Origin of the sequence: Mycobacterium sp. 852014-52450_SCH5900713, assembly GCF_001667075.1 — a bacterium.
Lineage (GTDB): Bacteria > Actinomycetota > Actinomycetes > Mycobacteriales > Mycobacteriaceae > Mycobacterium.
This window is the reverse complement of the sequence record NZ_LZIL01000053.1, coordinates 82,080-108,802: the sequence shown is the minus strand read 5'-3', so window position 1 is coordinate 108,802 and position 26,723 is coordinate 82,080. Positions and strand designations below refer to the sequence as shown.

Genomic DNA, 26,723 nt, shown 5'->3' with positions numbered 1-26,723 from the left:
GATGGCGCCCAACCCCTACCGGGTACGCAGCCGCGTCGTGGAAAGCCCCGACTCGGCGACCCTGTGCCTCGAACCGCTCGGCGAAGCCCTGCGCACCCCACAGCCCGGGGAGTTCATGATGCTCTACGCCTTCGGCGTCGGCGAGGCCGCGATCTCCATCAGCGGCGACCCCACGGTCACCGACGGCTCGATCACGCACACCATCCGCGCGGTCGGGGCGGTGAGCCGCGCCCTGCACGACGCGCAGCCGGGCGCAGTCATCGGGGTGCGGGGCCCGTTCGGCACGACCTGGGGGCTCGAGGAAGCCGCCGGGCGAGATCTGGTCATGGTCGCCGGGGGTGTGGGGCTGTGCCCGCTGCGCCCGGCGATACTGGGCGCACTGGCCGCGCGGGCGCGCTACGGCAAGCTGATCCTGATCGCGGGCGCCCGCTCGCGCGAGGACTTCGTGTTCGCCGCCCAGCTCGAGACGTGGTCCGCCGACCCGCAGATCGAACTGCACTTGACCGTCGACGTCCCGGTCCACGGCTGGCGCGGCGAGGTCGGCCTGGTCACCGAGCCGCTGAAGCGGCTCGCGTTGAATCCCGACCGCACCACCGCGTTTCTATGCGGCCCGGAGCCGATGCTGCGGTTCGCCGCGGAGGCGTTGTTGGCCAAAGGTATGGCTGCCAACGATATTCGGGTATCGCTGGAGCGCAACATGCAATGCGGAATCGGAACGTGCGGCCACTGCCAGCTGAGCCAGTTGCTGGTGTGTCGCGACGGGCCTGTCGTCGGTTACGACGTCGCCGCCCCGCTACTGGCAGTCAAGGAGCTGTAATGGGTCCCACTCTGGCCGTGTGGAAGTTCGCTTCCTGCGACGGTTGCCAGCTGACGCTGCTCGACTGCGAGGACGAGTTGCTGACCCTCGCCGACCAGGTGCAGATCGCCACCTTCGCCGAAGCGTCGAGCTCGATGGTCGGCGGACCCTACGACGTGTCTCTTGTCGAGGGCTCCATCACCACCCATCACGACGAGCAACGGATCCGCGAAATCCGCGACCAGTCCAAGGTGCTGGTAACCATCGGCGCGTGCGCGACGGCCGGGGGAGTGCAGGCGCTGCGCAACTTCGCCGACGTCGCCGAGTTCGCATCCGTCGTATATGCCAAGCCGGAATACATTGACACGCTGGCAACCTCGACGCCCGCCTCGGCGCACGTCAAGGTGGATTACCAGGTGCCGGGCTGCCCGATCGATCGGGGCCAGCTGCTCGACACCTTGGCGGCCCTGCTGATCGGGCGCAAACCCCGGCTCCCGGCCAAGACCGTGTGCACCGAGTGCAAGCTGCGTGGGACCACGTGTGTCGTTGTCGCCGACGGCATTCCGTGCCTGGGGCCGGTCACCCACGCCGGGTGTGGTGCGTTGTGCCCCAGCCATCATCGCGGTTGCTACGGCTGTTTCGGCCCGTCCGCGGCGCCGCAAATCGGGACACTGATCCCGTTGCTGCGCCGCGACGGGATGTCCGACGGTGACGTCGACCGGGTGTTCTCGACCTTCAACGTCGTGAACTTCGCCGCCGAGCGGGGCAAGCCGTGAACCCGGCGACCCGGACGCTGTCCGTCGGCACCCTGACCCGGGTGGAAGGCGAAGGGGCGCTGCACGTCACGCTCAAGGACGGTGCGCTGCAAACCGTCGAATTGAACATCTATGAGCCGCCCCGATTTTTTGAAGCATTCCTGCGAGGACGCGCCTACACCGAGCCGCCGGATCTCACCGCGCGGGTGTGCGGAATCTGCCCGGTCGCCTACCAGGTGAGCGCCTGCAACGCGATCGAAAGCGCCTGTGGCGTCGAGGTGGATCCAGAGCTCGTCGCGCTGCGCCGGCTGCTGTACTGCGGCGAGTGGATTCACAGCCACATGCTGCACATCTATCTCTTGCACGCACCCGACTTCCTCGGCTACCCCGATGCGATCGCGCTGGCTCGCGACGAGCGCGAGATCGTCGAACGCGGCCTGCGATTGAAGAAGGCGGGCAATGCGCTGATGGACTTCGTCGGCGGGCGGTCGATCCACCCGATCAACGTGCGCCTGGGTGGGTTCTACTCGGTGCCCAGCCGGTCGCAGTTCGCTCCCGTCGCCGAGCAGTTACGCCGGGCGCTCGACGACGCGGTCGCGACGGTCGAGTGGGTAGCCGGTTTCGACTTCCCCGACCTCGAACTCGACCATGAGATGCTGGCGCTGAGCCAGGTCGGCCAGTATCCGATCGAGAACGGCGTCATCGCGCGCAGCGCCGGGGAGGCGTTCGCGGTCAACGACTTCACCGAGCACGTGCGCGAGTTGCAGGTGCCCCATTCCACCGCCCTGCACGCGACGCTCGACGGCGGCCGCTACATCACCGGCCCCCTGGCGCGCTATAGCCTGAACTCGTCGGCTCTTTCACCGATCGCGGCCCAGGCGGCCGCGGCGGCCGGGCTCTCGCAGGAATGCCGAAATCCGTTTCGCAGCATCATCGTTCGCTCCGTAGAGGTCGTCTACGCGATCGAAGAGGCGCTGCGCATCATCGACGGATACGAGCGGCCGCCACGGCCTTTCGTCGACGTACGGGCCCGGCCGGGAACCGGGCACGGCGTCAGCGAGGCGCCCCGTGGCCTGCTGTATCACAGCTACGACATCGATCATGGCGGGCTGGTCTGTGCGGCGACGATCATCCCGCCCACATCGCAGAACCAGGCCGCCATTGAAGCGGATCTCGCCCGGGTGGTGTCCGACAACCTCACCTTAGACGATGCCGCCCTGACGGCCCTGTGCGAGCGGGTGATTCGTAATTACGACCCATGCATTTCCTGCTCGGCGCACTTCTTGACGCTGACGGTGCAGCGACGATGACCGAGGGTGCCGGCAGGGTTGCCGTGATCGGGCTCGGCAATTGCTACCGGCGCGACGACGGCGTCGGCGTGGCCGCTGCGATGGCAATGGAACGCCTCGCCTGGCCGAACGTCGTTGTGCATACGGGCATTGCGGAACCGTTGGGGGTTCTCGACGCGTGGAGCGGGGCGGAGCTGGCCGTGGTCATCGACGCGGCGGTCGTCACCCCGGCGGCCCCGGGCCGCGTCCATCGCTACCAGCTGGACGAGGTGCCCACCCAAGCCGAGGGGTTGAGCTCGCACAGCATCGATATCGGCCGCACCCATGCGCTGGCTCGAGAGCTCGGGCGGGTACCCGGCGCGGTGGTGGTCTTCGCCGTCGAGGCGGCAGACACCGGCCATGGGGATGGGCTGAGCCCGATGGTCGAACGAGCCATCCCGGTGGTGGTCGGCATGGTCGCCGCCGAGATCAATCGCTTTCGGTCAGCGAAGCGATCGCGGCACGCAGATTCTCGGTGATCTCGGCGGCGATCGCGATGAGCGCAGGCTCACCGGTCACCTCGACCAGGAGCCCGAGATCCATCGCCTCGACGATCACCGTGCCCGGGTCACCCGGGTCGGCGCGCACCAACACGTTGCACGCAGCAGCAGGCCGATCTCTCGATCCACACCGATGGCGCGATACGCCACGGCGGGATCGCAGGCGCCCAGGATCAGGTAGTCCTCCATCTCCACGCCAAGCTGAACCTGCACCTTCGCCCTGACATCTATTTCGGTCAGCACGCCGAATCCGTGCTGCGCAAGGGCTCCCCGAGTGCGGGCCGCCGCATCGTCGAACCGGGCCGCCACCCTGGTTGATAATCCCGCGCTCACCGATAGGCCATCCGTCAGGAAATCAGTCCGGTTCCCCGTACCGCCGCAGGAAGGTCTATGTGCTTGCCGCAGTTCGGGCAGAACTGCTCGCTCGGGTGGTGCTCGGCCCCGCAATGTGCGCAGAAGTGCGGTTCACCGGCATCCAACTCATGCTTGGGCATCAGACGAAGCGGTTGTACGTCGGGTGCCGTGGGGACGCGACGATGGAGCCTGAGCCCCAGGTAGGTCAGGCCGGCGCCGAGCCCGAGCACCGAAGCGACGCTGATGACGATGTACCACAACAGATTCCGTCCGCTCAGCGGGGAGGAATCCCCGTACTGCTGGCGCAGGTTGACCGCCGTTGTCTTGAGATCGTCCAGACCGGGGTAGCCGGGCGACATCGCCAGGGTCTGGTCGAACTCGTCGATCGCATCGGTGTAGCGACCCGCATAGAAGTCGGTTAATCCCTTGCGGTAGAACCGGTCCGCGGGTCCAAGCGCCGGCTTCACTCCCTTGCCGGCCAATATCGCGGCGATACCGTCCACCGGCGTGATGAAGTTGAACGGCTGTGTTTCGTTGACGGGGGCGAAGCTGTTGACGCCGAGTACCTTTCCGTTCAGCCCGACCGTCGGGCCACCGCTCATGCCGTCGGTCATCGCGGCGTCGATCTCGTACTCGGGATTGGATCCCGCGAGGGACTTCTTGCTGACCTTGCCGCTCTTGTAGGTGGGGTCGAGTGAAGGGCCGGTGATGTTTTGGGTGCTCTCGGGGAAGCCCACCGCGAGGACGGGCGTCCCGATGGTGACGTCGGCATCGGTAGCGAGTTCCGACGACGGTAGGTTGCGCTTGGGGATCTTGAGCAGAGCGGCGTCGCCCTTACCCATCGGCCGGAAATCGGCGACGTTGGCGGCCAGCTTATCCGCGAGTTTCGTTCCCGTGCCCGACATCAGCGTGACACTCACGTGGGGGCCTTGGCCGGGTGTGTCGCCTTCCACCCTCGCGTTCTTTTGCAGCCAGTCCAACGTGACCGCCGGATCGCTCGACTCGGGTGCATCCGGATACTCGTTCTGGTATTGGAGGGCGGCCCGTTTGAGGATCAGAAGTGTGGCGCTCGCCGGGTCGACGCAGTGGCCCGCCGTCGCCACCCAACCGTCGGGGTTGACGACGAAGGCCGTGCAGTGCCAGGTGGCCAGGAACGGCATGTTGGTGCCTCGCCCGAATTGGGACATCACCTCACCGTTGGGGAGCCGGACCAGCCCGTAGCCTTCACCGGCGAGATACATGATGGACGGCCGGATCAGAGCCGCTGCCCGCTCCTCGGGCTTGGCTTGTGGACGCCCGCTGTCGGCAGCCGCCATGCCCGCCGGCCCCGCCAACAGCATGAGGGCGGCGGCCGGCAACGCCAGCGCTCTCGCCATTCGAGTCACGGCCGGGGCCGCCGCAGCTGGGCTTCGGCCCAATGGGACGGGCGGGTCATCGATGACGGATGACGGCGCATCGCCTCGACGCGCTCGGCCGCCTGTCGTTGCGCTGAAATCCAGGCCGGATGCGACTCGAGGACGATGATCTTCGCACCGGCATCCGTTGCGGGAACTGTCACAGTCACAACCCCTATTCGACCGGTTCGCCGCCCACGTGGATAGGGACCGAAGTCCCGACCGTGAAGGACCTCGGTTCGTCTGCCGATTTCGGCTTTCAGCAGGGACGATTCACAGAAGTGACCAAGGCCCTCACGGCGCTGTGCCTTTGCGCCCTTACCGAGGCCGCCAGTCCCGCGGAGCATGGAACCGTCTGAGCCACATTCGCAAAGGAGTTGGCCATGAGGTCGCTTATCGTGTGCGCTTCGAGGTCGCATGGCAACACCCGCCTGGTGGCCGATCGGATGGCCGCGGTGCTGGGTGCCGAGGTCGTCACACCGGAGTCGGTCGACCCGGGCACCGTTCACGACTACGACCTCGTCGGGTTCGGTTCCGGCATCTACTACATGATGATGGACGCGAGGCTGCGCAAATTGATCCGTCAGCTCCCGGCCGCCGACCACCCAACCGCGGCCTTCACGTTTTTCACCAGCGGCGCACGCGAGGTTCCGCTGTTGGGTTACCACAAACCCGTTCGGGAGAAGCTCGAGCAGAAGGGGTTCGACGTCGTCGGATCGTTCTCGTGCCGGGGGTTCGACACGGTTGGGCCGTTCGGATTCATCGGCGGGATCAACCGGGGGCGGCCCAACGAACACGACCTCGATCGCGCGGCGGCGTTCGCCGCCCGGATTCACAAGCGGGCCGCCGGCTCTCCGGCGGCTTCGTGACGGTGCGAAGCGGATCGAGGTGATCGTGATGAGCCAGATTGCCGCAATTCTGGTGGTCTTGGGCATTGTCGTTGCGGTGTTGCTGGCGGCGTCGATCAGGGTGGTGCAGCAGTACCAACGGGGTGTGCATTTCCGGCTCGGCCGCGTGATCGGCGTTCGCGAACCTGGGTTGCGGATCATCATTCCGATCATCGACCGCCTGTGGCGGATTTCGATGCGGATCGTGACCATGCCCATCCAGTCCCAGGGCATCATCACCCGCGACAACGTGAGTGTCGACATCGCCGCGGTTGCCTATTTCCGGATCGTCGATGCCCGCAAGGCCGTCGTGGTGATCGAAAACGTCCACGCCGCCATCGACCAGATCGCACAGACCACCCTTCGCAATGTCGTTGGGCAACATTCCCTCGACGAGGTGCTCGCCCAAACGGAGAAGATCAACGGCAGCATTCGCCAGATCCTCGACGCCACCACGGTGGACTGGGGCGTGGAGGTCACCTTGGTAGAGCTCAAGGACATTCAGCTCCCTGACAGCATGAAACGCGCGATGGCGCGCGAGGCCGAGGCGGAGCGGGAGAAGCGGGCCAAAATCATTGCGGCCGAAGGGGAAGCCCGTGCCGCGGCTGCCCTCGGCGACGCCTCCGACACCATGATGCGTCACCCGCTGGCCCTGCAGCTGCGCAACCTGCAGACCTTGCTCGAGCTGGGGGTGGAGAAGAACACCACCATCGTCTTCCCGGCCCCGCTGATGACCGCGATCGGGGAACTCACCGCCTTCTTGGCGCGTGAGACCGACGCGTCCAAGAGCCCCGGGCAATCCGAGGAGAAGCTGGCGCGGGCGGCGGCACTGCAATGAAGGATCGGGTGACCTTTGACCCTGTCCCGCAGCCGGTTTCGTGACGTAGCACTTTAACCATGCGCCACAGGACACAACCGCCACAGGACATCGACGTGCAGGTAGCCATCCGGGACGAGCTTCCCGCTGCGGCCGAGTACGCCCGCACCAAGGTCGGTGAGCTCACGCGGTACGCGAGCCGGCCGGTGCGGCACGCCCATGTGAGACTGACCAGACATCGCGACCCGGCGGTGCAGCGGCCCGTCGTCGCGCAAGCCAATCTCGACGTCGATGGCCGACCGGTCCGCGCCCAGGTCCAGGCCGACACGGCGCGGGAAGCGGTCGATCTTCTCGTGGCGCGATTGCGCCGCCGCCTCGAACGCGCCGCCGGGCAATGGGACGCGCGCCGCGGCGAGCTGCCGCCGGCGGGTCCCCACGAATGGCGGCATGAGTCCGAGCCGGCGCACCGGCCGAACTATTTCCCCCGTCCGGCCGATCAGCGCCGCGTCATCCGGCGCAAGTCGTTCACGATGGCGCCCTGCACCGTCGACGATGCCGCCCGCGAAATGGACCTGCTCGACTACGACTTTCACCTGTTCACGGAGAAGGGCACGGGCACCGCAAGTGTGCTGTATCGCGCCGGGCCGACGGGCTACCGCCTCGCGCTGGCCGCGCCGGCTCTGGCCGACCGGGTGAGCCGGCATGCGTTACCGGTGACGATCAGCCAACAACCGCTGCCGTGCCTCACCGAAGAGGGAGCCGCCGACCGGCTGGCCATGCTCGGCCTGCCGTTCCTGTTCTTCATTCACGCCGCCTATGGCTGCGCCAGCGTGCTTTACCACCGCTACGACGGCCATTACGGTCTGATCACCCCGGCCGGCTAGGACCATTCAGCGGCGCGCAGAGCATATCGGCGCACCACCAAGGACCAAGGACCCTCGCAGGCATTGGGGCGCTCCGCGCAGACTGGCGCCATGTCCAAGATGTCGAGGCGGATCGCCCAGACCACCGTGTTGCTCACCGCGCTCTACTGCGCGCGCAGGTATTACCGCAACTGGGGTGCAACCAAGGCGGAGTCGCAGATGCGCGTGCCGGGTGACGCCTTGGTCAGCGACCCGGCGGTTCAGACGACCGAGGCGGTCGACATCGATGCGACCGCGTCCGAGGTCTGGTCCCGGCTCCTGCAGATCGGCCGGGACAGGAGAGAAGGCTACGGCTCCGAGGCGGAAAGCGTTGCAGGGCAAGATGCTAGCGAGGGGCTGCGGGTGGGGGATTCGGTGCGCCTGGCTCCCGAGGGCTGGATGGGGTTACCCGGCGGGTTGACGTTACGCGTCACGGAGATCGTGCCCGAAAAATACGTGGTCCTCAATGCCATGCGATCCGAGCCGCAGTGGAACGTGGTCTTGTCCCTTCATCTCCAGCCGCACTGGGAGGACCGCGTCCGGCTGCTGGCGCGCGCTCGAATCGCCCTGCGCTACCCGGGGGAAGTGTTCGTGATGGAACTGGCCAGGCCGTTGATAGCGCTCGGGACCCGTGGGCTGATGCTTGCGATCAAGCGGCGGGCGGAGCGGCCCGCCGAGCCAGCGCCGATCCGTTCGTCGGTCGAAACAATCTGACAGCTCCCGCCTTTGCCCGCGTTGCCCATTGGTCCACCGCGGGAAGGCCGAACGACCCTAGTGCCGACCGAGCGGACTGCCTAACTTCGACAGCAGAAAGGTCGGATCATGAAACCAATCCTGGTAGGAATCGACGGTTCGGCGGCGGCGATCACGGCCGCGCTATGGGGTGTCGACGAGGCGATCACCCGCGGCGCGCCACTGCGCCTCATCTCCGTTATCAAGCCGGCGCACGAGTCCGCGGAAGAGTACGAGCGCGACTTCGCACACGCCGAGAAGTCGCTGCATGCAGCACGGTTGGCCGTGGAGGCCACGGGTAAGGCGGCCGCGATCGAAACCGACGTGCCGCGGGGCCCGGCCGGCTCGGTGCTGTTGGAGGCATCCTGGGATGCGGCAATGATCTGCGTAGGTTGTGTTGGCATCGGACGCTACGCGCGCTCCATCGTGGGTTCGACGGCCACGGAGCTCGCCGAGAAGGCGCGTTGCCCGGTCGCGGTCTTGCGGACCGAATCCGACCGGCCGGCGCCCGACATCAACTGGATCGTGGTCCGGATGACGGACGCACCCGGCAACGACGCCGTTGTGAATTTCGCTGCGGCGGAGGCGAAGTTGCGCAGGGCTCCGATGCTGGTCCTCGGCGGCCGGCCCGAGGAACTCACCGAGCACGCCGACGGCGAATTCGAACGCCGGGTCGCGGCATGGCGGCAGCACTATCCCGAGGTGCGGGTCTACCCGATCACTACCAAGCACGGCATCGCCAGCTACCTGAGCGCCAACGACGAGAGGGTTCAGCTCGCCGTGATCGGGGCCGACGAGGCCGGTCAGCTCGCCCAATTGGTCGGGCCCCAAGGGCATCCCCTCTTCCGCCACCCCGAATGCTCCGTGCTCGTCGTGCGCTAGTGGCCCCATGAAGATCACCCCCGGAAGCCGCGCGACCAACGTCGTGCGCGGCGGGGAACGGGTCTTGGTCGGCGCCGACGTCCCCGCGGCACGCCGCGTCAGCGTGCTGATGCTGCTGTGCGTCCTGGTCTGGCTGGTGGTCCTGGTCGCGCGAGCGTACCTCGGCTACGAACGGGTTGCCCCGGGCCGGTTCGGCTGGTCGGTGGCGCTACTGGGCGCGGCCGCTCTGATCGCTCGCGGCATCTTTCTCGGTCGTCCGGTGACCTCGGCACACGCGATGTATGCGGCCGTGGCGGTAGGCGCCGGGCTGGGCGCGCATTTCCTGTCCTGGGCCGTGCTGGGCAACCTTCTGATCGCCGGCAGTGGGCTCGCGCTGATGTCACCCACCACGGCCCGACCGCAGCCGGAGCTGCTGGGCCAGGTGTGGGCGCTGGTCGACGCCACGCGGGGGGATCCACTGGCGCCGTTCGCCATGCATTCCAGCAAGAGCTATCACTTCAACCCCGACGGCACCGCGGCGATCGCCTACCGCGCGCGGCTTGGGTTCGCCGTAGTCAGCGGCGACCCGATTGGCGATGCGGCGCAATTCGACGCTCTGGTAGCCGATTTCGTCCGCATGTGCCGCGGCCGGGGATGGCAGATCATCGTCTTGGCCGCCGGCGAACGCCACCTTCGATTGTGGCGCAGGGACACCGTGGGGCAGCCGATGCTGTCGGTGCCGATCGGCCGCGACGTCGTCGTCGACGTCCGCCACTTCACCCTGCGGGGCCGCCGATTTCGCAACCTGCGCCAGGCGGTGCAGCGCACGCACAACTGCGGTGTCACCACCGAGATCGTCGAGGAACAAAAGCTCAGCGGCGCAACGCTGGCCGAGCTGACCGAGGTGTTATACGCCGCTCACCGCGCGGTGCGCACCGATCGCGGCTTCTGCATGAACCTCGACGGCGCGTTGCAGGGCCGCTTCCCCGGTGTGTGGTTGGCCATCGCGCGGGACGGGCGCGGGCGGGCCGTCGCGTTTCACCGATACCTGACCGCCGGCGGGGGATCGGAAGTCAGCCTCGACGTGCCGTTCCGCCGCCCGGGGGCCCCCAACGGCGTCGACGAGCGGCTCAGCGTCGACATGATCGCCCACGCGGGCGCCACTGGCGGACAGCGTCTTTCGCTGGCGTTCGCCGCGTTCCCGGAAATCTTCGAGGCCGCTGAACCCGGGTCCCTGCAGCGGATCGCGCTGTGGCTGATCCACTTGCTGGACCCGCTGATCCGGCTGGAGTCCCTGTACCGCTACCTCCGCAAGTTCCACGCGCTGTCCGATCGGCGCTACGTGGTGTTGTGCGCCCACCATATTCCGGCTGCGCTGCTGGTCTTGCTGTCGCTGGAATTCGTCCCGCGCCCGCGCCGGATCAGGCCGGGCTAGCCGCGGGGTCAGTCCAGCGGCACACCGAAACGGAACCGGCGGCCCGTGACCGCCTCGGGAATGATCCGCACGAAGTGCGACTTCTCCGTGGCCGTCCAGGGCAGTACCTGAGCGCGCTCGGCTTCCTCGATTTCCTCGTTGCTGCGGCAGGAACGCGCGGTGCCCTTGATGATCACGCTCCAGCCTTCGGCGACATTGTGATCGTCGACCTCGAACAGCACCCGGTTGTTGATCGCCGTGCTGACCAACTTGGTACCCTCCGCCGTACGAAACAGCACCGTATTGCGCTGCACGACGTAATTGACCGGGAAGATCTCGGGCTGGTTACCAACGCTGGTGACCAGGCGTCCCAACGTCACACCAGCCAGCAGCTCCCAGCATTCGTTCACCGGCAGGATCGAAACCCCATTATCGATCAGCGACATCAGTTGTCCTCTTCGTCGACGGCACTACACGCTCGATGGTATTGGCGATGCCGACCGGCGGCGCCGGCCGAAAGTCCCGCAGGTGCGGGACCAAAGTTTTTAACCCAGTTGCCCATACGTCGCCCAGCGCACCGGCTAGCGGACCCGCAGGACATCGCCCAGCGGGCGTCGAGGGGTCGCCGCCGGGAGGCGCTCCAGCGGCGGCGCGATGCCCACGCGAACCAACACTTGCGGCTCGCCGGGCAGGCCGATGAGTTCGCGCACGATGTCACGGCTCTCGTCCAGTTCGATCAGATGGGTGAGCGGGCAGGTCGCCATTCCGGCGACCGTGCACTCGAGCAAGACCGTCGACAGCACCTCGCCGCACCGCAGCACGTCCGACCTGGTGTCGTCGGGGGTCGACAGCACCAGGATCTTCGCCCAGTCGACCTTGACCTCGCCGCGCCGGTCCGCGTGGCTCCTGATCGGAAAGCTGCGGGCCACGTCGACCCGCCAGCTCTCCTTGTCGGAGGCCAGCGCGGTTGGCGGCATCCCCTCGGCCAATGCGAATGACGAAGTCCACCAGTCGAGTTCGGCGTGGTAGTAGGAGTCGTCGCGGCGAAGCTCCTCGGTGAGTTGCGACGCCTCCGCCAGGAGCGGCCGCACATCGTCGGGCAGAACGTCGAGGGCGACCCCGGTGTCGTCGAACGTGTCACGCAGTGCGGGTTCGAACAGTTCCCAATACGTGGGTCGGCCCAACGGAAGCCGGTCGGTGCGGCGCTGCAGGATCGCTTCGGCGCGGCGGTGCTCGGCTTCGGTGACGTGCTCTAGCGGACCGAAGGTGACCGAGGCCAGCTGGTCGGGGTCATCGGGGTCGGGAAACCGATCGACTCTGGGTTCCCAGCCCGCGGCGGTCATGGCGACGCAGAGGTGGTTCAGGACGGCGCCACAGGACAGGATCACTTCGCGGCCGGAATGGTCGGTGGCCACTATCGCCCGCTGCCGGTCGACGAAGAGGCGCAGGACGCCGTCCTCGGCGACCCAGCGCCAGGGCTGGCTGTTGTGCACGGAGGGGGCGCGGCAGGCGAGCAGCACCGCCCGTTCGAGCACGCCGATGTCCGGCCTCGTAGCTTTCATGCCAGCCCCCTGTCGAATGCTCCCCGAAAAGTGCTGTGCGGCTCAGACTTTGGAGGCGTTGGTCTCCACGTAGCCGACGACGTCGGCCAGTGTCCGCAACGTCGCGTAGTCCGACTCCGGGATATCGACATGGAATCTCTTGTGGATCCCGCGCAGAAAGCTCAGCCAGTCCATGGAATCCAGGTCGACCTGATCGCGCAGCAGGACGTCGTCGCGAATGTCTTCGGGGTCGACTTCGGGGGCGATGGTGGTCAGCACCGACAGCACGCCGGCGCGGGTGTCTTCATTCGTCATTGCGCATCACTTCTCTAGTAGGTCGGGCTGCTGGAGCAGCTCGTTGATCGCGGCCAGGAATAGCGCGCCCCGGTGTCCGTCGCTGGCGCGGTGGTCGGCGGCGAGCGTGGCCTGAACCGTTGTGACGACGCGGATCCCGCCGTCGATCACACAGACCCGCTCGGCCGGTTGGCCGAAGCCCACGATCGCGACCTGCGGCGGGTAGATGACTCCGAAGACCGCGTCGACGCCCTGGTCGCCGAGGTTGGTCAGCGTGATGGTCGGGTCCGACATCTCCGAACTCCGTAGCGAGAAGGACCGTGCCCGCGCCACCAGATCGGTGAGATCGTCCATCAATTCGTCCAGCTTCTTCTCCGGAACGTCGTGGATGGCCGGCGCGACGAGGCCGCCGCCGCGCAGCGAGATCCCGACACCGACGTGCACTCCCGCCGCGGGCTCGAACCCGTCTTCCCGCCAGAATCCGTTGAACTCGCCGAAGCGCTGTGCGGCGACGCCGACGGCCTTCAAGAGCAAGACGGCCGGCAGCACCCGTTCGTCGATGGATCGCTGCGCATTTCTCGTCGTCAGCCAGGACAGCGCCTTTTCCAGCATGATCTCTTCGGCGAGGTAGTAGTGCGGGATCTCCCGCTTCGACCGGCTCATCGCCGCCGCGATCGACTTTCGCATCTGGGTCGCGCGGTCGGCCGCCGTCGCCTTGGCCGCCGGTTGCCCGACCGGCTTGACCTCGACCGGCCTGGCTGCGGCCGCATGCTCGACGTCGTTGATGGTGACGGCGCCCTGGGGTCCGGTGCCGCTCACCGCGTCGATATCGACGCTCAGCGAATGGGCCAATCGTCGCGCGGCCGGGGACACCCACCGCCGGTGTCCGGGGGCGGTCGGGGGAGCGCTGGGGACTGGTGTCGGCGTCGGCGTCGCGGTCGCCGGTGCGGTGGCCGGCGTGGCCGCCGGTGCGGGCGCCGAAGTGGTCGCCGCTTCCGGCGACGGACGCGCTGGCGTCTCCGCCTCCTCACCGGGCGCCGTCAGGGTGGCCAATGTCGTTCCTACCTGGACGGTTTCACCGATGGGCACGACGAGCTCGCTGACGATGCCCTCCTGCCAGCATTCGACTTCGACGGCGGCCTTGGTGGTCTCGACGATCGCCACGACCTGTCCGCGTGTCACCTTGTCCCCGGGCTTGACCAGCCACTCGTTCAGGGTGCCTTCATCCATGTCGGAGCCGAGCGAGGGCATCTTGAACTCGATCACGACGGGTCCCCGAACAGGCCCTGCACGGCGGCGACGATCTTGGCGGTCTGGGGGAGGGCCGCCTCTTCCATGTGCTTGGCGTAGGGCATCGGAACTTCGGCGCTGCAGACCCGGCCCACCGGTGCATCGAGGTCGTAGAAGGCGCCCTCCATCACGCGCGCGATCACTTCCGCGGCCAGGCTGCCGGTGCGCCACGCCTCGTCGACCACCACCGCCCGATGCGTCTTGCGGACGGATTCCAGGATGGTGGCGTCGTCGAGCGGGCGCAGGACCCGCAGATCGATTACTTCGCAATCGATTCCGGCTAGCGAAAGCTCATTGGCGGCGTCGAGCGTCTTCGGCAGGCTGCCGCCGTAGGTGATCAGGGTAACGTCGCTGCCGCTGCGGCGGACCGCCGCCCGGGAGATGTCCGTCGGAGTGAGGACGTCGACATCCGTCGAGGTGTTGTAGAGCTGAACGTGCTCGAAGATCACCACCGGGTCCGGGTCCGCCAGGGCGGGGGCGAGCATGCCGTACGCGTCCTCGACGGTGGCCGGAGCCACCACCTTGATGCCCGGGATGTGGGCGTACCACGGCTCAAGGCTGTGCGAATGCTGGGCGGCGAGCTGGCGCCCGGCGCCCGTCGCCATCCGGACTACGAGCGGTACCGAGAACTGCCCGCCGGACATATGGCGAAGGGCCGCAGCGGTATTGACGATCTGATCGAGAGCCAGCAGGCTGAAGTTGACCGTCATGACCTCCACGATCGGGCGTAACCCACCCAGCGCCGCGCCGATTCCGATCCCGACGAAGCCCAGTTCCGACAGCGGCGTGTCCCGCACGCGGTCGGGGCCGAATTCGTCCAGCAGGCCCTTGGAAGCGGCGTACGTTCCCCCGTAACGCGCGACGTCCTCGCCCATCAGCAATACCCGCGCGTCATCGCGCAGGGCGTCGCGCATGGCGTCGTGCACGGCGGTTCGGTAGCTGGTCTTCATCGTGCCGGCTCCGGAGTCAGCACGTCGCGTTCGAGATCCGCCACGTCCTCCCAGGTTCCGGCCTCGGCGTACGCCACCGCGCCCGCGATCTCGGTGGCCGCCGCGTCTTCGAGCTCACGCACGTCCGCCTCGGACAGTGTGCCGTCGCCCAAACACTTCTCGGTGAACGCCTGGATCGGGTCGCGCTCGCGCCACCGTTCGACTTCGACCTTGTCCCGGTAAAGTTCGGGATCGAACATCGAATGCGCCCGGAAGCGGTAGGTGCGGAATTCGATGAAGAACGGGCCGCCGGTGTCGCGGACGTGATCGACCCCCTCCTGCGCGGCCGTGTGGCACGCTTCGACGTCCATGCCGTCGACGGCCAGCGTCGGCACGCGGTAGGCGGCCGCCTTGGCGGTGAGATCGGTCTGCGACTGCGCCCGGTCCAGCGCGGTGCCCATTGCGTAAAGGTTGTTCTCGCAACAGAACAGCACCGGAAGGTTCCACAGGGCGGCCATGTTCAACGACTCGTGGAAGGCGCCTTCGGCCACCGCGCCGTCACCGAAGTAGCAGGCGGTCACGCGCTTCTGCTGCAGCATGGCGTCGGCCATGGCGATGCCGACCGCCAGCGGCAGGCCACCGGCCACGATCGCGTTGCCTCCGTAGAACCGCTTGTTCCCGTCGAACAAGTGCATCGAACCGCCGCGGCCACGCGAGCAGCCCTCCTGCTTGCCGAACATCTCGGCCATGATCGAGGTCATCGGGATGCCCCGTAACAGGGCGTGCGCATGCTCACGGTAGGTCGCGACCACCGCGTCGTCGTCGGCCAGCGCGCGCAGCGATCCGGCGGCCACCGCTTCCTCACCGACGTAGAGGTGGAGGAATCCGCGAATCTTGGCCGCGCTGTAGAGCTCGGCGCATTTTTCCTCCATGCGCCGCACGCGGATCATGTCCGACAACAGCTCATGGGCCAGTTTCGTATCGGTCACGACGGTACTCCCTCGGATTGGTGGGCTGGGTGTTGCTCGATAGTGGAGGTGTCGCCCTCCGGCAGCCCCAGTTCGCGGGCCTTGAGCAGGCGCCGCATGATCTTGCCGCTGCTGGTGTGCGGCAAGGAGTCGACGAACTCGATCTCCTTGGGCGCCACCGTGGCTCCGAGCCGCTTGCGCGCGTGGCCCAGCAGTTCCAGCCGCAGGTCCTCGTCGGCCACGACACCGTCCTTCAGGGTGACGAAGGCTTTGACCATCTCACCGACCGTCGGATCGGGTATGCCGATGACGGCCGCCTCGGCCACCGCCGGGTGATCGGTAAGTGCGCTCTCCACTTCGAACGGCCCGATCAGGTGCCCCGCGGACTTGATCACGTCGTCCTTGCGCCCGACGAACCAGAAGTAGCCGTCGGCGTCTTCCGTCGCGAGGTCCCCGGTCAGGTACAGGCCGTCCGCGAAGCAGCTGCGGTAGCGCTCCTCGGCGTTCAGGTATCCGCGGAACATCGACGGCCAGCCGAGTTTGAGTGCGAGCTCACCCTCGACGCCGGGTTCGTCGATCACCTCGACGGTGCCGTCGTCGTTGCTGCGAACGATGAAAGCGTCCACCCCGGGCAGCGGGCGGCCCATCGAGCCGGGCTTGATGTCGAACGCGGGCGTGTTGGCGATCATGATGCCGCCCGTCTCGGTCTGCCACCAATTGTCGTGAATGGGCAAGCCCAGCACCCGCTTTCCCCACCAGACGGCCTCCGGATTGAGCGGTTCGCCCACACTGGCGATGAATCGCAGACGCGGAAAGTGGTACTGCGCCGGAAGTTCCGGTCCGGCCTTGATGAGCATCCGAATGGCGGTCGGCGCGGTGTACCACACCGACACGCCCTGGTCCTGCAGGATGCGGTACCACCGTTCGGCGTCGAATTCCGCTTCGTCGACGATGGAGGTCACCCCGTGCAGCAGCGGGCTGATGATGCCGTAGGACGTCCCCGTCACCCAGCCGGGATCGGCCGTGCACCAATAGGTGTCGTCGGGGTGCAGATCGAGCGCGTACAGGCCGGTGACATAGTGCATCGCGACGGCGCCGTGCACGTGGATGGCGCCCTTCGGTGTACCCGTGGTCCCGCTGGTGAAGTGCAGCAAGGCCGGGTCGTCGGCGGTGGTGGGCTCGACCGGCGGGTTCTCATCGGCCGCGTTCACCCATTGCCAGAAGTCGAGGGTCCCCGGCGGCGCACCGCCGCCCTGCCCGTCGTCGACGACGAAGATGTGCCGCACCGACGGCAGCCGATCGCGAATCTTGGCGATCTTGCGCTGGTAGATCGCCCTCGTGGTGACCAGGACGTCGGCGCGCCCGAGGTTGACTCGGGTCGCGATCGGCTCCGGCCCGAAGGCCGAGAACAACGGCGAGACGATGCTGCCGTTGCGCAGCGCGCCGAGCATCGAGATGTAGAGCTCGGGGCCACGGGCCATGACGACGAAAACCCGGTCGCCCCGGTTGACGCCCAACGCGCGCAACGCGCTGGAGAATTTCCTGGAGAGTTGGCCGAGCTCGGCGTAGCTGAGGTCGCGGGTGGTGATCACGCCGTCCGAGGGGCGATCGACGACAAACCGCAACGCCGTCCGTGTCGCGGCCGGCCCGGCGGTGTGACGGTCAAGGGCGGCGTAGGCGATGTTGCACAGGCCGGGTCCCATGCCTTCGCACAGATCCGGTACGTCGGACCAGTGGAAGTGGGCACGCTCGTGCTCGTAGTCCGTCAGGTGGGGCCGAACACGATGGTCATGGGCTGTTTTGCGGATGACATCCATCAGGGGTCCTGGGTCGGGGTGGTCGTCTACATCGTTTGCCGCGCGGCGTCGCCGCAATAGAGACAAAGGTCATCAGTCGACCCCGGGTCCAATGACCTGACGCTGGGGACCAAGGACCCTGGCGCGCGATCCACGCATGCCCGAGGGTCCAAGTAACAGTTAGAGAGGCGAAGAACAATGACCCAGACGATGGTCGACAGCAAAGTGCTGACCCGGGCGGTGGAGCTCGCCTGCCGCGCCCCCTCGCTGCACAACAGCCAGCCATGGCGATGGGTTGCCGGCGGCCCAACCGTCGACCTCTTCGCCGACCCGCACCGCATGGTTTCCTCGGCCGACAGCTCGGGACGCGAGTCGATCATCAGCTGCGGCGCGGTGCTCGATCACTTCCGGGTCGCAATGGCCGCCGAGGGGTGGGTCGCCGGCGTCGACGAGTTTCCCAATCCCAACAACCCCGACCACCTGGCCTCCATCGACTTCGTTTCGGCCGACTACGTCGCCGTGGCGCGACGAGACCGCGCGGCGGCGATCCTGCGTCGCAGGACCGACCGGCGTCCGTTCGGCGCCCCGAAGGGGTGGGTGTCCTTCGAGCCGGTGCTGCGGAGCGCCTTCAACCCCGACCTGGCCGCCCTCGACGTACTGGCCGACGACGCGCTGCCGCGGCTGGTCGAGGCCGCGCACCTCAATGAGGCGCTGCGGCGCTACGACGACCTCTACCATCACGAATTGCGTTGGTGGACAGCGCCCGGCAGGCACGACGACGGCATACCTCAGTCCGCTCTGGTCAACGAGGCGCAGCCCCGTACCGACGGCGTCAACCGCCGATTCCCCGCCGACGGGCACGCCCGTGGGAGCTCGGCGAGCATCCGCGATCAAGCAAAGATCGTTGTCCTGTCAACGCCGGGGGACACCCGTGCGGACGCGTTCCGGTGCGGCCAGGCCCTTTCGGCGGTTCTGCTCGAGTGCACCATCGCCGGACTGGCGACCTGCACCGTGACCCAGGTGACGGAGCTGCAAGCCAGTCGCGACATGATCGCGGAGCTCATACCCGAGACCGAAGCGATACCCCAAGTCCTGATCCGGGTCGGGACCGCATTCTCGGGCAAGGGAGCTCCCGAACCGACGCCGCGCCGGCCGATGCGCGAGGTCTTGGAGATGCGTTGATAACGCGAGTTAGGTTGCGCTGCAATACCTTCGAAAGGAGCTGTTAGTGTTTGCCGATGCAGGTGACTGGCTCGTCATCAAAAGCGGCACGATCGGGAGACCGGATCTGCGCGGGTTGATCACCTCGGTGCGTTCACCGAATGGGGAACCGCCGTACCGGGTCCGGTGGCTGGCCACCGGGGAGGAGGCGACCGTATTCCCCGGTCCGGACGCGATAGTCGTGACGGCCGCCGAACAGAAGGCCGCCGACGAACGGGCACGCTCACGCATTGCCGCGGTGCAGGCCGCCATCAGGGATCACGCTCGGAGCGGGTAGGAAGCCGAATGCCGCCTACCACAGAGGGATCCCCGTCGATGACCGACGCCGACGTCGATGAGATCGCGTTCGAGTTCCTGCACTCGCCCTATGCCGGCGACAGCTATCTCGACTGGAGCCTGGACCAGCGCCTGGACGGCTTTCTCCGCCACCGCGGATTGCCCCGGCTGGTGGACGACGGTGACGCCTACGGCCTGATCCTCAACCGGGTCATGGCCTATATCGGCGAGCTGCGCCGCAGAAGCTGAGCCGACGAACGACCCGCAAGCCTGGGACTTCGTGCCCTACCGCCGATTACGGCGGGCTGGTCGGATGAATTCGTCGATGGTCAAGATCGAGGAGACTGCCATGACTACAGGCCATGACTACAGGCGCGGTGTGTGATGACCAGAGCAGCTGACGCCACCCGACGCTCGCCGCGGCGGGTGTTCCGTGACCGTGCCGAGGCCGGCCGCGTGCTGGCGAACCTTCTCGGTGCTTACCGCGATCGGCACGATGTGATCGTGCTGGGCTTGGCGCGCGGCGGCATACCCGTCGCATGGGAGGTGGCGGCGGCGCTGCATGCCCCGCTGGATGCCTTCATCGTGCGCAAGCTCGGTGCCCCCGGCCATGAGGAGTTCGCCGTGGGGGCGTTGGCGAGCGGGGGCCGCGTCGTGGTCAACGACGACGTCGTGCGCGGCCTGCGTATCACCCCGCAGGAATTGCGTGCCGTCGCCGAGCGTGAAGGCCGGGAGTTGATCCGGCGCGAGGCCGCCTATCGCGACGGGCGGCCGCCCGTGGACGTGGCCGGCAAGACGGTGATCCTGGTCGACGACGGAGTGGCTACCGGCGCAAGCATGTTCGCGGCGGTCCAGGCGCTCCGCGAGGCCGAGCCCGCACACATCGTCATCGCCGTGCCGGCGGCCCCCGAGTCCACGTGCCGGGAATTCGCCGGTCAGGTCGACGACGTCGTCTGCGCGAGCATGCCCACTCCGTTTTTCGCGGTCGGGGAGTCGTTCTGGGATTTCCGGCAGGTGACCGACGAAGAGGTCCGCCGGCTCCTCGCGACGCCCACCACCGGCATCCCGGCGAGGGCCGCGGCGCGGACCCCGGCCGAGGTGATTGCCCGGCTGGCCATCGATGCGCCGGCGGGCGTCCCGCCGCGTGACGCCCTGGATGAGTTGATCGGCGATGCGCGCATCGTGCTGATCGGCGAAAGCTCGCATGGCACACACGAGTTCTACGAGGCCCGCGCGGAAATCACGAAGTGGTTGATCGAGGAGAAAGGCTTCTGTGCCGTCGCGGCGGAGGCGGACTGGCCCGACGCCTACCGGGTGAATCGCTACGTTCGCGGCATCGGGGACGATACCAGCGCCGACGAGGCGTTGAGCGGATTCGAGAGGTTCCCCGCGTGGATGTGGCGTAACACCGTCGTGCGTGACTTCGTCGAGTGGCTGCGCACCCGAAACCGGCTGCACGAGAACAACGGGCAGCGCCAGGCCGGCTTCTACGGGCTGGATCTCTACAGCCTGCACCGGTCGATGCAGGAAGTGATCGGCTACCTCGACAACGTCGACCCCAAGGCGGCGGCGCGGGCGCGCGAACGCTATGCCTGCTTCGACCACGCCTCGGCGGACGACGGCCAGGCGTACGGCTTCTCGGCCGCCTTCGGCGCCGGCCCATCGTGTGAACAGGAAGCCATCGATCAACTGGTCGACATGCAGCGCAACGAACTGGCGTACGTGCGCAGGGACGGTCTGCTCGCCGAGGACGAATTGTTCTACGCCCACCAGAACGCCCAGACGGTGCACAACGCGGAGGTTTACTACCGGGCGATGTTCAGCGGGCGAGTCACCTCGTGGAACTTGCGCGACAAACACATGGCGCAGACGCTCGAGGCGCTGCTGAAGCATCTTGACCGCCACCAAGACATTCCCTCGGCACGAATCGTCCTGTGGGCCCACAACTCTCACGTCGGGGACGCCCGCGCCACCGAAGTCTGGGCCGATGGACAACTCACACTGGGCCAACTGGTCCGGCAGCGGCACGGCGACGAGGCACGCCTGATCGGCTTCAGCACCTACACGGGCACGGTCACCGCCGCCAGCGACTGGGGTGGCATCGCCGAGCGTAAGGTCGTGCGCCCGGCGCTCAACGGAAGCATCGAAGAACTCCTGCACGAGACACACAGGAGCGAATTCCTGGTGTCGGCACACATCAGCCCGGGGGCCGCGGAACCGCTGAGCGCGGTCCGGTTGGGGCGCGCCATCGGCGTGATCTACCGCCCCGAGACCGAACGGCAGAGCCATTACTTCCACGTCCGCCCCGCCGACCAGTTCGACGCGATGATCCACATCGATAGGACCCGGGCGCTGGAACCCCTTGAGGTCACCAGCCTCTGGATCGCCGGCGAAACGCCGGAAACGTACCCGAGCGGCCTCTAACCCCCGCGGAGCCAACCAAAATGGAGATGCCTTCCGACCCGGTTCGCCGAACTCGAATCGTGACGTTGACCATGAATCCCGCGCTCGACATCACGACGAGTGTCGGCGTCGTGCGGCCGACCGATAAGTTGCGCTGCTCTGCGACGCGTTACGACCCGGGCGGAGGCGGCATCAACGTCGCCCGGATCGCGAAGGTCCTTGGTAGCTCGGTGCTGGCGGTGTTTCCCGCGGGCGGCTCGCACGGGGGTCTCGTCACGACCCTGCTCGGCGAGGCGGAAGTCCCGTACCGGCAGGTTCCGATCGCTGCCCAAACGCGCGAGAGTTTCACCGTCAACGAGACCAGCACCGGCCAGCAATACCGGTTTGTGCTGCCCGGACCGGAGCTGACAGTCCTCGAGCAGGAGCAATGCCTCGACCAATTGCGGGTGGCAGCCCAATCGGCCGAAGTCGTTGTGGCAAGCGGAAGTCTGCCACCGGGTGTACCTGCCGACTACTATCAGCGGGTTGCCGACCTCTGCCGGCAGATGGGCGTCAAGCTCGTCCTGGACACCTCCGGCGGCGGCTTGCAGCACATCTCCTCAGGGGTATTCCTGCTCAAGGCGAGCGTGCGAGAACTCAGGGAATGCGCCGGTCGCCGACTCGCCACCGAGTCTGAGCAGCTAGAGGCCGCCCACCAACTCATCGACAGTGGCCGCACACAAGTCGTCGTGGTTTCCCTGGGTTCCTATGGCGCGCTGCTGGCGACACGCCATGCCAGCCAGCGGTTTCCGGCGGTTCCGATGCCGGGGGGGAGTGGTGTCGGGGCGGGCGATGCGATGGTTGCCGCGATCACGGTGGGCCTCACGCAGGGGTGGCCGCTGGCCAAGTCGGTTCGTTACGGGATCGCGGCGGGAGCGGCGATGCTGATGACACCCGGTACGGCGGTGTTTGAACGGGCCGACATAGAGCGATTGTTCGAGCTGGTCGCCGAACCGGCAGAGGTGGGGACGAACGACTTCGCGGCTGAGGCCTAACGACCCCTGCTGAGCGGGCGCGGCCGCAATAGCCTGAAATTGCGCGATCGGAACAATCAGGAGCCGACATGAGCCAGCTGGACGCCAAGGCGGTGATCGTGGGCGTCAACGGCTCTCAGGCCGCGGTCAACGCCGCGAAGTGGGTGATCGACGAGGCGATAGGTCGGCAGCTGCCACTTCGCCTGGTATATGTGATGCCGCGCAGACCGGCGCGCCCCGGATCGGCGCCGCGTTCCGAATGGGAGGTCGAACGCGGCGAAATGGCGCTGGCCGAAGCGGAGTGCGCCATACAGAGCGAACGGAAGCCGGTCGAGATCGAGACGGCGATCGTCTCCGGCGATCCCGCGGAGGCGTTGATCAACCAATCCCGGGACGCGGCCCTGGTGTGTGTCGGCACCGCCAGGCGCGGATGGGCATCCGACGGGCTGTTGGGCCCGACAGCCACGGGTCTGGTGGCGCGGGCGCACTGCCCGGTCGCGATCATTCGTACTTCCGACGGATTGCCGACGGAGCTCGGTGTGATCGCCGTCGTGCTCACCGATGAGCCCGACAACGACGAGGTGGTGCACCAAGCCATGGAGGAAGGGCGGCGCCGCCACGCCATCGTGCGCCAAATCGACCGGCGAGTGAACAGCTGGGTCCGCCGCTATCCGGACGTCCGCGTCCAGACGGTGGCCGCGGGGACCGGCGCGAAATACGGCGGAAAGCCCGGTAGCGCAATCGAACTGGCGGTGGTGGGTAGTGCCGACACGGAAGAGATGTCCGCGCTGGCCACCCCGAACTGCCATCCGATCGTCGGCTACCCCGACTGCTCGGTGCTTGTCGTCCGCCACTGAGGCCCGATGACGCAGCCAGCCAGAACCAAGTCGATCGTCGCCGGTGTCGACGGTTCCAAAGCGGCGATACGCGCGGCGCTGTGGGCGGTCGACGAGGCGGCGAGTCGTGACGTTCCGCTACGCCTGCTGTGCGCGACCGACCCCGGGGACGGCGAACAATCCGCGCAGCTGGCGGTCCGCCAGGCGGTGACGGCGATCCGAGCCGCGGGCACGCCGGTGCAGATCGAGACGGAGATCGTCCACGGACCCGCGGTCGGATCGCTGATCCGCTCGTCGGCGTCGGCCGCGATGGTCTGCGTGGGCGCCGTCGGACTGCGCCACTTTCAGCCGGGCCGCGTCGGCTCCACCGCGGCGGCACTGGCCGTATCGGCCCGCTGTCCGGTGGCGATCGTCCGGGGTCGCGACGGTCATCGCGGGCGGCCCGCAGAAAGCGCCGTCGTCGAGATAGCCGGGTCCCCGGATTCGGTGCTGCTCGGAGCCGCCATCGAAGAGGCGGTGCTGCGCGGCGCCGCGCTCGAGGCGGTCGTCTCGCGGCGAACGGGGCGGGCCGAACACGGTGATACCGAGGCCGATCGCCGCGCACTCGCCGACCTGGATCGCCGCCTGTCCGGGTGGAAGCGACGCCATCCGCAGCTACGGGTCGAATCGATGGCGATACACGTCGGCCTGCTGGACTATCTGGCCGGACACCGTGGACCGGTCGGCTTGGTGATCGTCGGCGCCGACAATCGTCAGCACGTCGCCGAGCTTGTCGGACCCGTCGGCAGTTCGGTGATGGCGGACGCGAATTGTTCGCTGTTGATCGTGAATCGGCAACATTTGTGAAATTTGTACGATAGTTAATGTGTGATAGGGAGGTCCCACGACCGGCGGAAGGATTCTTGATGGTCAAGGTTTTCCTGGTCGATGACCATGAGGTCGTCCGGCGCGGCCTCGCCGATCTCCTGGCGGCGGACCCCGAGCTCGAGATCGTCGGCGAGGCGGGCTCCGTCTCCGAGGCGAAGGCGCGGATACCGGCGCTGCAACCCGACGTCGCCGTCCTTGACGTGCGGCTTCCCGATGGCAACGGCATCGAATTGTGCCGCGACCTGGTGTCCGATCACCCCGATCTGCGCTGCCTGATGCTGACGTCGTTCACCTCCGACGAAGCGATGCTGGAGGCGATTCTGGCCGGCGCCAGCGGTTACGTGGTCAAGGACATCAAGGGCATGGAGCTGGCCCACGCCATCAAGGAGGTCGGCGCCGGCAAATCCCTGCTGGATAACCGCGCGGCGGCCGCCCTGATGGCCAAGCTCCGCGGCGCGGCGGAGCGCGAAGACCCGCTGTCCGGGCTTACCGAACAGGAGCGGACGCTGCTTGGCCTGCTCAGCGAGGGCCTGACCAACCGGCAGATCGCCGCGCGGATGTTCCTCGCCGAGAAGACGGTGAAGAATTACGTGTCGCGGTTGCTGGCCAAACTCGGCATGGAGCGCCGGACGCAGGCGGCGGTGTTCGCGTCCAAGTTGGACCAACGGCCCGGCCATCCCACCGCGCCGCCGGAATAGGCGAGACGTCACGCCACCGACAACAGCCATTCGCTTGGGTGCTTGACATTTTGCGATTAGGCTGATCTTGATATTCAAGCGTTTGGTGTGTGGCGGAGGTCTATCGGGGTGACGAGCGACGACGGCGGCTCGGCATTCGCCGGACTCGGCCAGCGGGGCCTGGTCAGCAGGATGCACCAGCAACTCGACGAGATGCTGGCGGCCCGCGACCAGATGGAACAGCTGCTGCGGGTCATCCTCGAGATCGGCGCGGGCCTCGACCTCGACGCCACGCTGCACCGGATCATTGGCGCGGCCAGGAGGTTGGCCTCCGCCCCCTACGGCGCGCTGGCCATCCGCGACCCCGAGGGCAACCTGCTCTCGTTCGTCCACGAGGGGATGGATGCCGACACGGTGGCCAAAATCGGGCACCTGCCGGTGGGCAAGGGCCTGCTCAGCCTGTCGGTGATGGACACGCCGGCGTTGCGGATGGACGACCTGACCTCCCATCCGGCCGCCGTCGGGTTTCCCGAGCACCACCCCCCGATGCGCGGCTTCCTCGCGGTGCCGATCACCATTCGAGGCACCGTGTTCGGCAACCTCTACCTCACCCACGTCGAGCCGCAGCGGACATTCTCCGAGTCCGACGAGGTGGCCGCTCGCGCCCTGGCGTTCGCCGCCGCGATCGCGATCGACAACGCGCAGGTGTTCGAACGCGAGCGGACGGCCGCGAAGTGGATGGAGGCCAGCCGCGAGATCACCACCGCGCTGCTGTCCAGCGCCGAGCCGCACCGGCGCCCGCTGCAGCTGATCGCCGAACGTGCCCGGGCCCTGACCGACGCCGAGCAGGCGATCGTCCTGGTGCCGGCCGATCCCGACCTGCCCGACGACGAGGTCGACACGCTGGTGGTCTCGGCGGCGGTGGGCGTGCACGCCGCCGAGGTCGTAGGCCAACAGGTCCCGGTGGAGGGTTCCACCAGCGGGGCCGTTTTCCGGTCCGGCGAAGCGCTGATCACCGAGACGTTGCGGTACCCGATTCAGGCATTCACCGATGTCGGGCAGCGGCCGGCCATCCTGATGCCGCTGCGCGCCCGCGACGAAGTCGTCGGCGTGATCGCCATCGCCCGCGGCAGCCACGAGGCACCCTTCGACGACAGCTACCTCGATCTGGTCAGCGATTTCGCCACACATGCCGCGATGGCGCTCGTGCTCGCGTCGGCCCGCGACGACGCGCGCCAGCTGACCATCCTGGCCGAGCGCGAACGCATCGCCCACGACCTGCACGACCACGTCATCCAGCGGCTTTTCGCCGCCGGCATGGACCTGCAGGGAACCCTGGCCCGGGCGCGCTCCCCGGAGGTGGCCGACCGGCTCAACCGCACGCTGGACGATCTGCAAACCATCATCGAGGAGATCCGCACGACGATCTTCCAGCTGAAATCCCCCTCGGGTAAGAACGACTTCCGGCAGCGCATCCAACAGGTGGTCGCCGACCTGACCGAGAACCGGGACATCGTGACCACCGTGCGCATGCACGGGCCCATGACCGCCGTCGGCGGCGAGCTTGCCGACCACGCCGAGGCCGTGAGCACAGAAGCGGTCAGCAATGCCCTGCGTCATTCGGGGGCATCGCGGCTGACCGTCGAGATCAGCGTCGCCGACATGTTCGTCCTCGACATCGTCGACAACGGCTCCGGCATACCCCACGGCAACACGCGGCGCAGCGGCCTGGCCAACATGAAGCGCCGCGCCGAACGACTGGGCGGGGCCTGCGAGATCACCGGCCCCCCGGAGGGTGGTACCCGGGTGCACTGGGTGGCCCCGCTGATCGACCAATAGCGGTCGCCCCGAACGGGACCAATGGGAGGGGCC

28 protein-coding genes and 1 pseudogene are annotated in these 26,723 nt (G+C 67.4%); 19 read left to right on the top strand and 10 right to left on the bottom strand.

What is annotated here, in order from left to right:
• The first annotated feature begins 1 nt into the window (after position 1).
• The 4 genes from A5773_RS16945 to A5773_RS16930 are packed head-to-tail and all read left to right on the top strand — an operon-like array spanning position 2 to position 3,358.
• Positions 2–817, top strand: coding sequence for an FAD/NAD(P)-binding protein (locus A5773_RS16945; RefSeq protein WP_156659230.1), 816 nt, complete (start codon positions 2–4; stop codon positions 815–817).
• Positions 817–1,572 carry an oxidoreductase gene (locus A5773_RS16940; protein ID WP_066947749.1) on the top strand — a complete coding sequence of 252 codons (756 nt, stop codon included), beginning with the start codon at positions 817–819 and terminating at the stop codon, positions 1,570–1,572. The genes A5773_RS16945 and A5773_RS16940 overlap by 1 nt, the downstream gene beginning before the upstream one ends.
• Positions 1,569–2,861, top strand: a complete 1,293-nt coding sequence (locus A5773_RS16935) for a Ni/Fe hydrogenase subunit alpha (protein ID WP_066947752.1) — start codon at positions 1,569–1,571, stop codon at positions 2,859–2,861. The genes A5773_RS16940 and A5773_RS16935 overlap by 4 nt, the downstream gene beginning before the upstream one ends.
• The gene (locus A5773_RS16930; protein WP_067791694.1) at positions 2,858–3,358 is read left to right on the top strand and encodes a hydrogenase maturation protease; all 501 of its coding nucleotides are present in this window, start codon (positions 2,858–2,860) and stop codon (positions 3,356–3,358) included. The genes A5773_RS16935 and A5773_RS16930 overlap by 4 nt, the downstream gene beginning before the upstream one ends.
• Here the strand turns inward: A5773_RS16930 and A5773_RS16925 are convergent.
• From A5773_RS16925 to A5773_RS26095, 3 genes and pseudogenes are all read right to left on the bottom strand, one after another.
• Positions 3,309–3,712 (bottom strand): annotated as a pseudogene (locus tag A5773_RS16925) (DUF302 domain-containing protein). The gene A5773_RS16930 and the pseudogene A5773_RS16925 sit on opposite strands and share 50 nt — an antisense overlap.
• Before the next feature lie 14 nt (positions 3,713–3,726).
• Positions 3,727–5,109 carry a trypsin-like peptidase domain-containing protein gene (locus tag A5773_RS16920; RefSeq protein WP_067791691.1) on the bottom strand — a complete coding sequence of 461 codons (1,383 nt, stop codon included), beginning with the start codon at positions 5,107–5,109 and terminating at the stop codon, positions 3,727–3,729.
• Between the two features lie 5 nt (positions 5,110–5,114).
• A complete protein-coding gene (locus A5773_RS26095; RefSeq protein ID WP_156664383.1) occupies positions 5,115–5,297 on the bottom strand; it encodes a hypothetical protein in 183 nt (60 codons plus the stop codon).
• A gap of 213 nt (positions 5,298–5,510) precedes the next feature.
• On the opposite strand from A5773_RS26095, the gene A5773_RS16915 reads away from it, so the two are divergent.
• The 6 genes from A5773_RS16915 (at position 5,511) to A5773_RS16890 (ending at position 10,761) form a co-directional block, all read left to right on the top strand.
• A complete protein-coding gene (locus tag A5773_RS16915; RefSeq protein ID WP_067791689.1) occupies positions 5,511–5,996 on the top strand; it encodes a flavodoxin family protein in 486 nt (161 codons plus the stop codon).
• Positions 5,997–6,024: 28 nt separating this feature from the next.
• A complete protein-coding gene (locus tag A5773_RS16910) occupies positions 6,025–6,852 on the top strand; it encodes a slipin family protein (protein ID WP_067791812.1) in 828 nt (275 codons plus the stop codon).
• A gap of 59 nt (positions 6,853–6,911) precedes the next feature.
• Positions 6,912–7,715 (top strand): HPF/RaiA family ribosome-associated protein, encoded by an 804-nt coding sequence (locus A5773_RS16905; protein ID WP_067791687.1) that lies wholly within the window; start codon positions 6,912–6,914, stop codon positions 7,713–7,715.
• A gap of 90 nt (positions 7,716–7,805) precedes the next feature.
• Positions 7,806–8,447, top strand: coding sequence for a hypothetical protein (locus A5773_RS16900; RefSeq protein ID WP_082948289.1), 642 nt, complete (start codon positions 7,806–7,808; stop codon positions 8,445–8,447).
• 108 nt (positions 8,448–8,555) lie between these two features.
• On the top strand, positions 8,556–9,347 hold the full coding sequence (locus tag A5773_RS16895) for a universal stress protein (RefSeq protein ID WP_067265647.1): 792 nt from the start codon (positions 8,556–8,558) through the stop codon (positions 9,345–9,347).
• A gap of 7 nt (positions 9,348–9,354) precedes the next feature.
• Positions 9,355–10,761 carry a bifunctional lysylphosphatidylglycerol flippase/synthetase MprF gene (locus A5773_RS16890; RefSeq protein WP_067791685.1) on the top strand — a complete coding sequence of 469 codons (1,407 nt, stop codon included), beginning with the start codon at positions 9,355–9,357 and terminating at the stop codon, positions 10,759–10,761.
• Between the two features lie 8 nt (positions 10,762–10,769).
• Here A5773_RS16890 and A5773_RS16885 read toward each other — a convergent pair whose 3' ends face one another.
• The 7 genes from A5773_RS16885 to acsA form a co-directional block, all read right to left on the bottom strand.
• Positions 10,770–11,186 (bottom strand): pyridoxamine 5'-phosphate oxidase family protein, encoded by a 417-nt coding sequence (locus tag A5773_RS16885; RefSeq protein ID WP_066947787.1) that lies wholly within the window; start codon positions 11,184–11,186, stop codon positions 10,770–10,772.
• A gap of 135 nt (positions 11,187–11,321) precedes the next feature.
• Positions 11,322–12,302 carry a nitroreductase family protein gene (locus A5773_RS16880; protein ID WP_082948274.1) on the bottom strand — a complete coding sequence of 327 codons (981 nt, stop codon included), beginning with the start codon at positions 12,300–12,302 and terminating at the stop codon, positions 11,322–11,324.
• A 42-nt stretch (positions 12,303–12,344) separates the two neighbouring features.
• The gene (locus tag A5773_RS16875) at positions 12,345–12,596 is read right to left on the bottom strand and encodes an acyl carrier protein (RefSeq protein ID WP_066947791.1); all 252 of its coding nucleotides are present in this window, start codon (positions 12,594–12,596) and stop codon (positions 12,345–12,347) included.
• Positions 12,597–12,602: 6 nt separating this feature from the next.
• Positions 12,603–13,841 carry a dihydrolipoamide acetyltransferase family protein gene (locus tag A5773_RS16870; RefSeq protein ID WP_067791683.1) on the bottom strand — a complete coding sequence of 413 codons (1,239 nt, stop codon included), beginning with the start codon at positions 13,839–13,841 and terminating at the stop codon, positions 12,603–12,605.
• Positions 13,838–14,815, bottom strand: coding sequence for an alpha-ketoacid dehydrogenase subunit beta (locus tag A5773_RS16865; RefSeq protein ID WP_066947801.1), 978 nt, complete (start codon positions 14,813–14,815; stop codon positions 13,838–13,840). The genes A5773_RS16870 and A5773_RS16865 overlap by 4 nt, the downstream gene beginning before the upstream one ends.
• Entirely contained in the window at positions 14,812–15,783 is a 972-nt protein-coding gene (gene pdhA, locus A5773_RS16860; protein WP_067791681.1) for a pyruvate dehydrogenase (acetyl-transferring) E1 component subunit alpha, read from the bottom strand. The genes A5773_RS16865 and pdhA overlap by 4 nt, the downstream gene beginning before the upstream one ends.
• Positions 15,780–17,579, bottom strand: coding sequence for an acetate--CoA ligase (gene acsA / locus A5773_RS16855; protein WP_067791679.1), 1,800 nt, complete (start codon positions 17,577–17,579; stop codon positions 15,780–15,782). The genes pdhA and acsA overlap by 4 nt, the downstream gene beginning before the upstream one ends.
• A 177-nt stretch (positions 17,580–17,756) precedes the next feature.
• Between acsA and A5773_RS16850 the strand changes: the two genes are divergently transcribed.
• The 9 genes from A5773_RS16850 to A5773_RS16810 all read left to right on the top strand — a co-directional run bounded on the left by A5773_RS16850 (position 17,757) and on the right by A5773_RS16810 (position 26,690).
• On the top strand, positions 17,757–18,740 hold the full coding sequence (locus A5773_RS16850) for an NAD(P)H nitroreductase (protein WP_067791677.1): 984 nt from the start codon (positions 17,757–17,759) through the stop codon (positions 18,738–18,740).
• Positions 18,741–18,786: 46 nt separating this feature from the next.
• Positions 18,787–19,056, top strand: coding sequence for a DUF1918 domain-containing protein (locus A5773_RS16845; protein WP_067791675.1), 270 nt, complete (start codon positions 18,787–18,789; stop codon positions 19,054–19,056).
• An 8-nt stretch (positions 19,057–19,064) separates the two neighbouring features.
• Complete coding sequence (locus A5773_RS16840; protein WP_067265674.1) at positions 19,065–19,304, top strand: hypothetical protein; 240 nt, start codon at positions 19,065–19,067, stop codon at positions 19,302–19,304.
• Between the two features lie 135 nt (positions 19,305–19,439).
• Positions 19,440–21,479 carry an erythromycin esterase family protein gene (locus A5773_RS16835; protein WP_067791806.1) on the top strand — a complete coding sequence of 680 codons (2,040 nt, stop codon included), beginning with the start codon at positions 19,440–19,442 and terminating at the stop codon, positions 21,477–21,479.
• Positions 21,480–21,499: 20 nt separating this feature from the next.
• A complete protein-coding gene (locus tag A5773_RS16830) occupies positions 21,500–22,492 on the top strand; it encodes a 1-phosphofructokinase family hexose kinase (RefSeq protein ID WP_067791673.1) in 993 nt (330 codons plus the stop codon).
• Positions 22,493–22,560: 68 nt separating this feature from the next.
• Positions 22,561–23,328, top strand: coding sequence for a universal stress protein (locus A5773_RS16825; protein WP_067791672.1), 768 nt, complete (start codon positions 22,561–22,563; stop codon positions 23,326–23,328).
• Between the two features lie 6 nt (positions 23,329–23,334).
• Positions 23,335–24,153, top strand: coding sequence for a universal stress protein (locus A5773_RS16820; RefSeq protein WP_066947833.1), 819 nt, complete (start codon positions 23,335–23,337; stop codon positions 24,151–24,153).
• A gap of 59 nt (positions 24,154–24,212) precedes the next feature.
• On the top strand, positions 24,213–24,872 hold the full coding sequence (locus A5773_RS16815) for a response regulator transcription factor (RefSeq protein WP_066947836.1): 660 nt from the start codon (positions 24,213–24,215) through the stop codon (positions 24,870–24,872).
• 171 nt (positions 24,873–25,043) lie between these two features.
• Positions 25,044–26,690 carry a GAF domain-containing protein gene (locus tag A5773_RS16810; RefSeq protein WP_197507890.1) on the top strand — a complete coding sequence of 549 codons (1,647 nt, stop codon included), beginning with the start codon at positions 25,044–25,046 and terminating at the stop codon, positions 26,688–26,690.
• The last annotated feature ends 33 nt before the right edge of the window (positions 26,691–26,723 follow it).

Excerpts from the sequence above, each read along its gene's own strand:
- A5773_RS16840 (WP_067265674.1), top strand. The coding sequence starts at position 19,065 with ATGCCGCCTACCACAGAGGGATCCCCGTCGATGACCGACGCCGACGTC.
- A5773_RS16810 (WP_197507890.1), top strand. The coding sequence starts at position 25,044 with ATGCACCAGCAACTCGACGAGATGCTGGCGGCCCGCGACCAGATGGAA.
- A5773_RS16910 (WP_067791812.1), top strand. The coding sequence starts at position 6,025 with ATGAGCCAGATTGCCGCAATTCTGGTGGTCTTGGGCATTGTCGTTGCG.
- A5773_RS16875 (WP_066947791.1), bottom strand. The coding sequence starts at position 12,596 with ATGACGAATGAAGACACCCGCGCCGGCGTGCTGTCGGTGCTGACCACC.
- A5773_RS16830 (WP_067791673.1), top strand. The coding sequence starts at position 21,500 with ATGGAGATGCCTTCCGACCCGGTTCGCCGAACTCGAATCGTGACGTTG.
- A5773_RS16930 (WP_067791694.1), top strand. The coding sequence starts at position 2,858 with ATGACCGAGGGTGCCGGCAGGGTTGCCGTGATCGGGCTCGGCAATTGC.
- A5773_RS16865 (WP_066947801.1), bottom strand. The coding sequence starts at position 14,815 with ATGAAGACCAGCTACCGAACCGCCGTGCACGACGCCATGCGCGACGCC.
- A5773_RS16940 (WP_066947749.1), top strand. The coding sequence starts at position 817 with ATGGGTCCCACTCTGGCCGTGTGGAAGTTCGCTTCCTGCGACGGTTGC.
- acsA (WP_067791679.1), bottom strand. The coding sequence starts at position 17,579 with ATGGATGTCATCCGCAAAACAGCCCATGACCATCGTGTTCGGCCCCAC.
- A5773_RS16885 (WP_066947787.1), bottom strand. The coding sequence starts at position 11,186 with ATGTCGCTGATCGATAATGGGGTTTCGATCCTGCCGGTGAACGAATGC.
- A5773_RS16915 (WP_067791689.1), top strand. The coding sequence starts at position 5,511 with ATGAGGTCGCTTATCGTGTGCGCTTCGAGGTCGCATGGCAACACCCGC.
- A5773_RS16825 (WP_067791672.1), top strand. The coding sequence starts at position 22,561 with ATGAGCCAGCTGGACGCCAAGGCGGTGATCGTGGGCGTCAACGGCTCT.
- A5773_RS16905 (WP_067791687.1), top strand. The coding sequence starts at position 6,912 with ATGCGCCACAGGACACAACCGCCACAGGACATCGACGTGCAGGTAGCC.
- A5773_RS16945 (WP_156659230.1), top strand. The coding sequence starts at position 2 with ATGGCGCCCAACCCCTACCGGGTACGCAGCCGCGTCGTGGAAAGCCCC.
- A5773_RS16820 (WP_066947833.1), top strand. The coding sequence starts at position 23,335 with ATGACGCAGCCAGCCAGAACCAAGTCGATCGTCGCCGGTGTCGACGGT.
- A5773_RS16850 (WP_067791677.1), top strand. The coding sequence starts at position 17,757 with ATGACCCAGACGATGGTCGACAGCAAAGTGCTGACCCGGGCGGTGGAG.
- A5773_RS16920 (WP_067791691.1), bottom strand. The coding sequence starts at position 5,109 with ATGGCGAGAGCGCTGGCGTTGCCGGCCGCCGCCCTCATGCTGTTGGCG.
- A5773_RS16900 (WP_082948289.1), top strand. The coding sequence starts at position 7,806 with ATGTCCAAGATGTCGAGGCGGATCGCCCAGACCACCGTGTTGCTCACC.
- A5773_RS16890 (WP_067791685.1), top strand. The coding sequence starts at position 9,355 with ATGAAGATCACCCCCGGAAGCCGCGCGACCAACGTCGTGCGCGGCGGG.
- A5773_RS16815 (WP_066947836.1), top strand. The coding sequence starts at position 24,213 with ATGGTCAAGGTTTTCCTGGTCGATGACCATGAGGTCGTCCGGCGCGGC.
- A5773_RS16880 (WP_082948274.1), bottom strand. The coding sequence starts at position 12,302 with ATGAAAGCTACGAGGCCGGACATCGGCGTGCTCGAACGGGCGGTGCTG.
- A5773_RS16895 (WP_067265647.1), top strand. The coding sequence starts at position 8,556 with ATGAAACCAATCCTGGTAGGAATCGACGGTTCGGCGGCGGCGATCACG.
- A5773_RS16835 (WP_067791806.1), top strand. The coding sequence starts at position 19,440 with ATGACCAGAGCAGCTGACGCCACCCGACGCTCGCCGCGGCGGGTGTTC.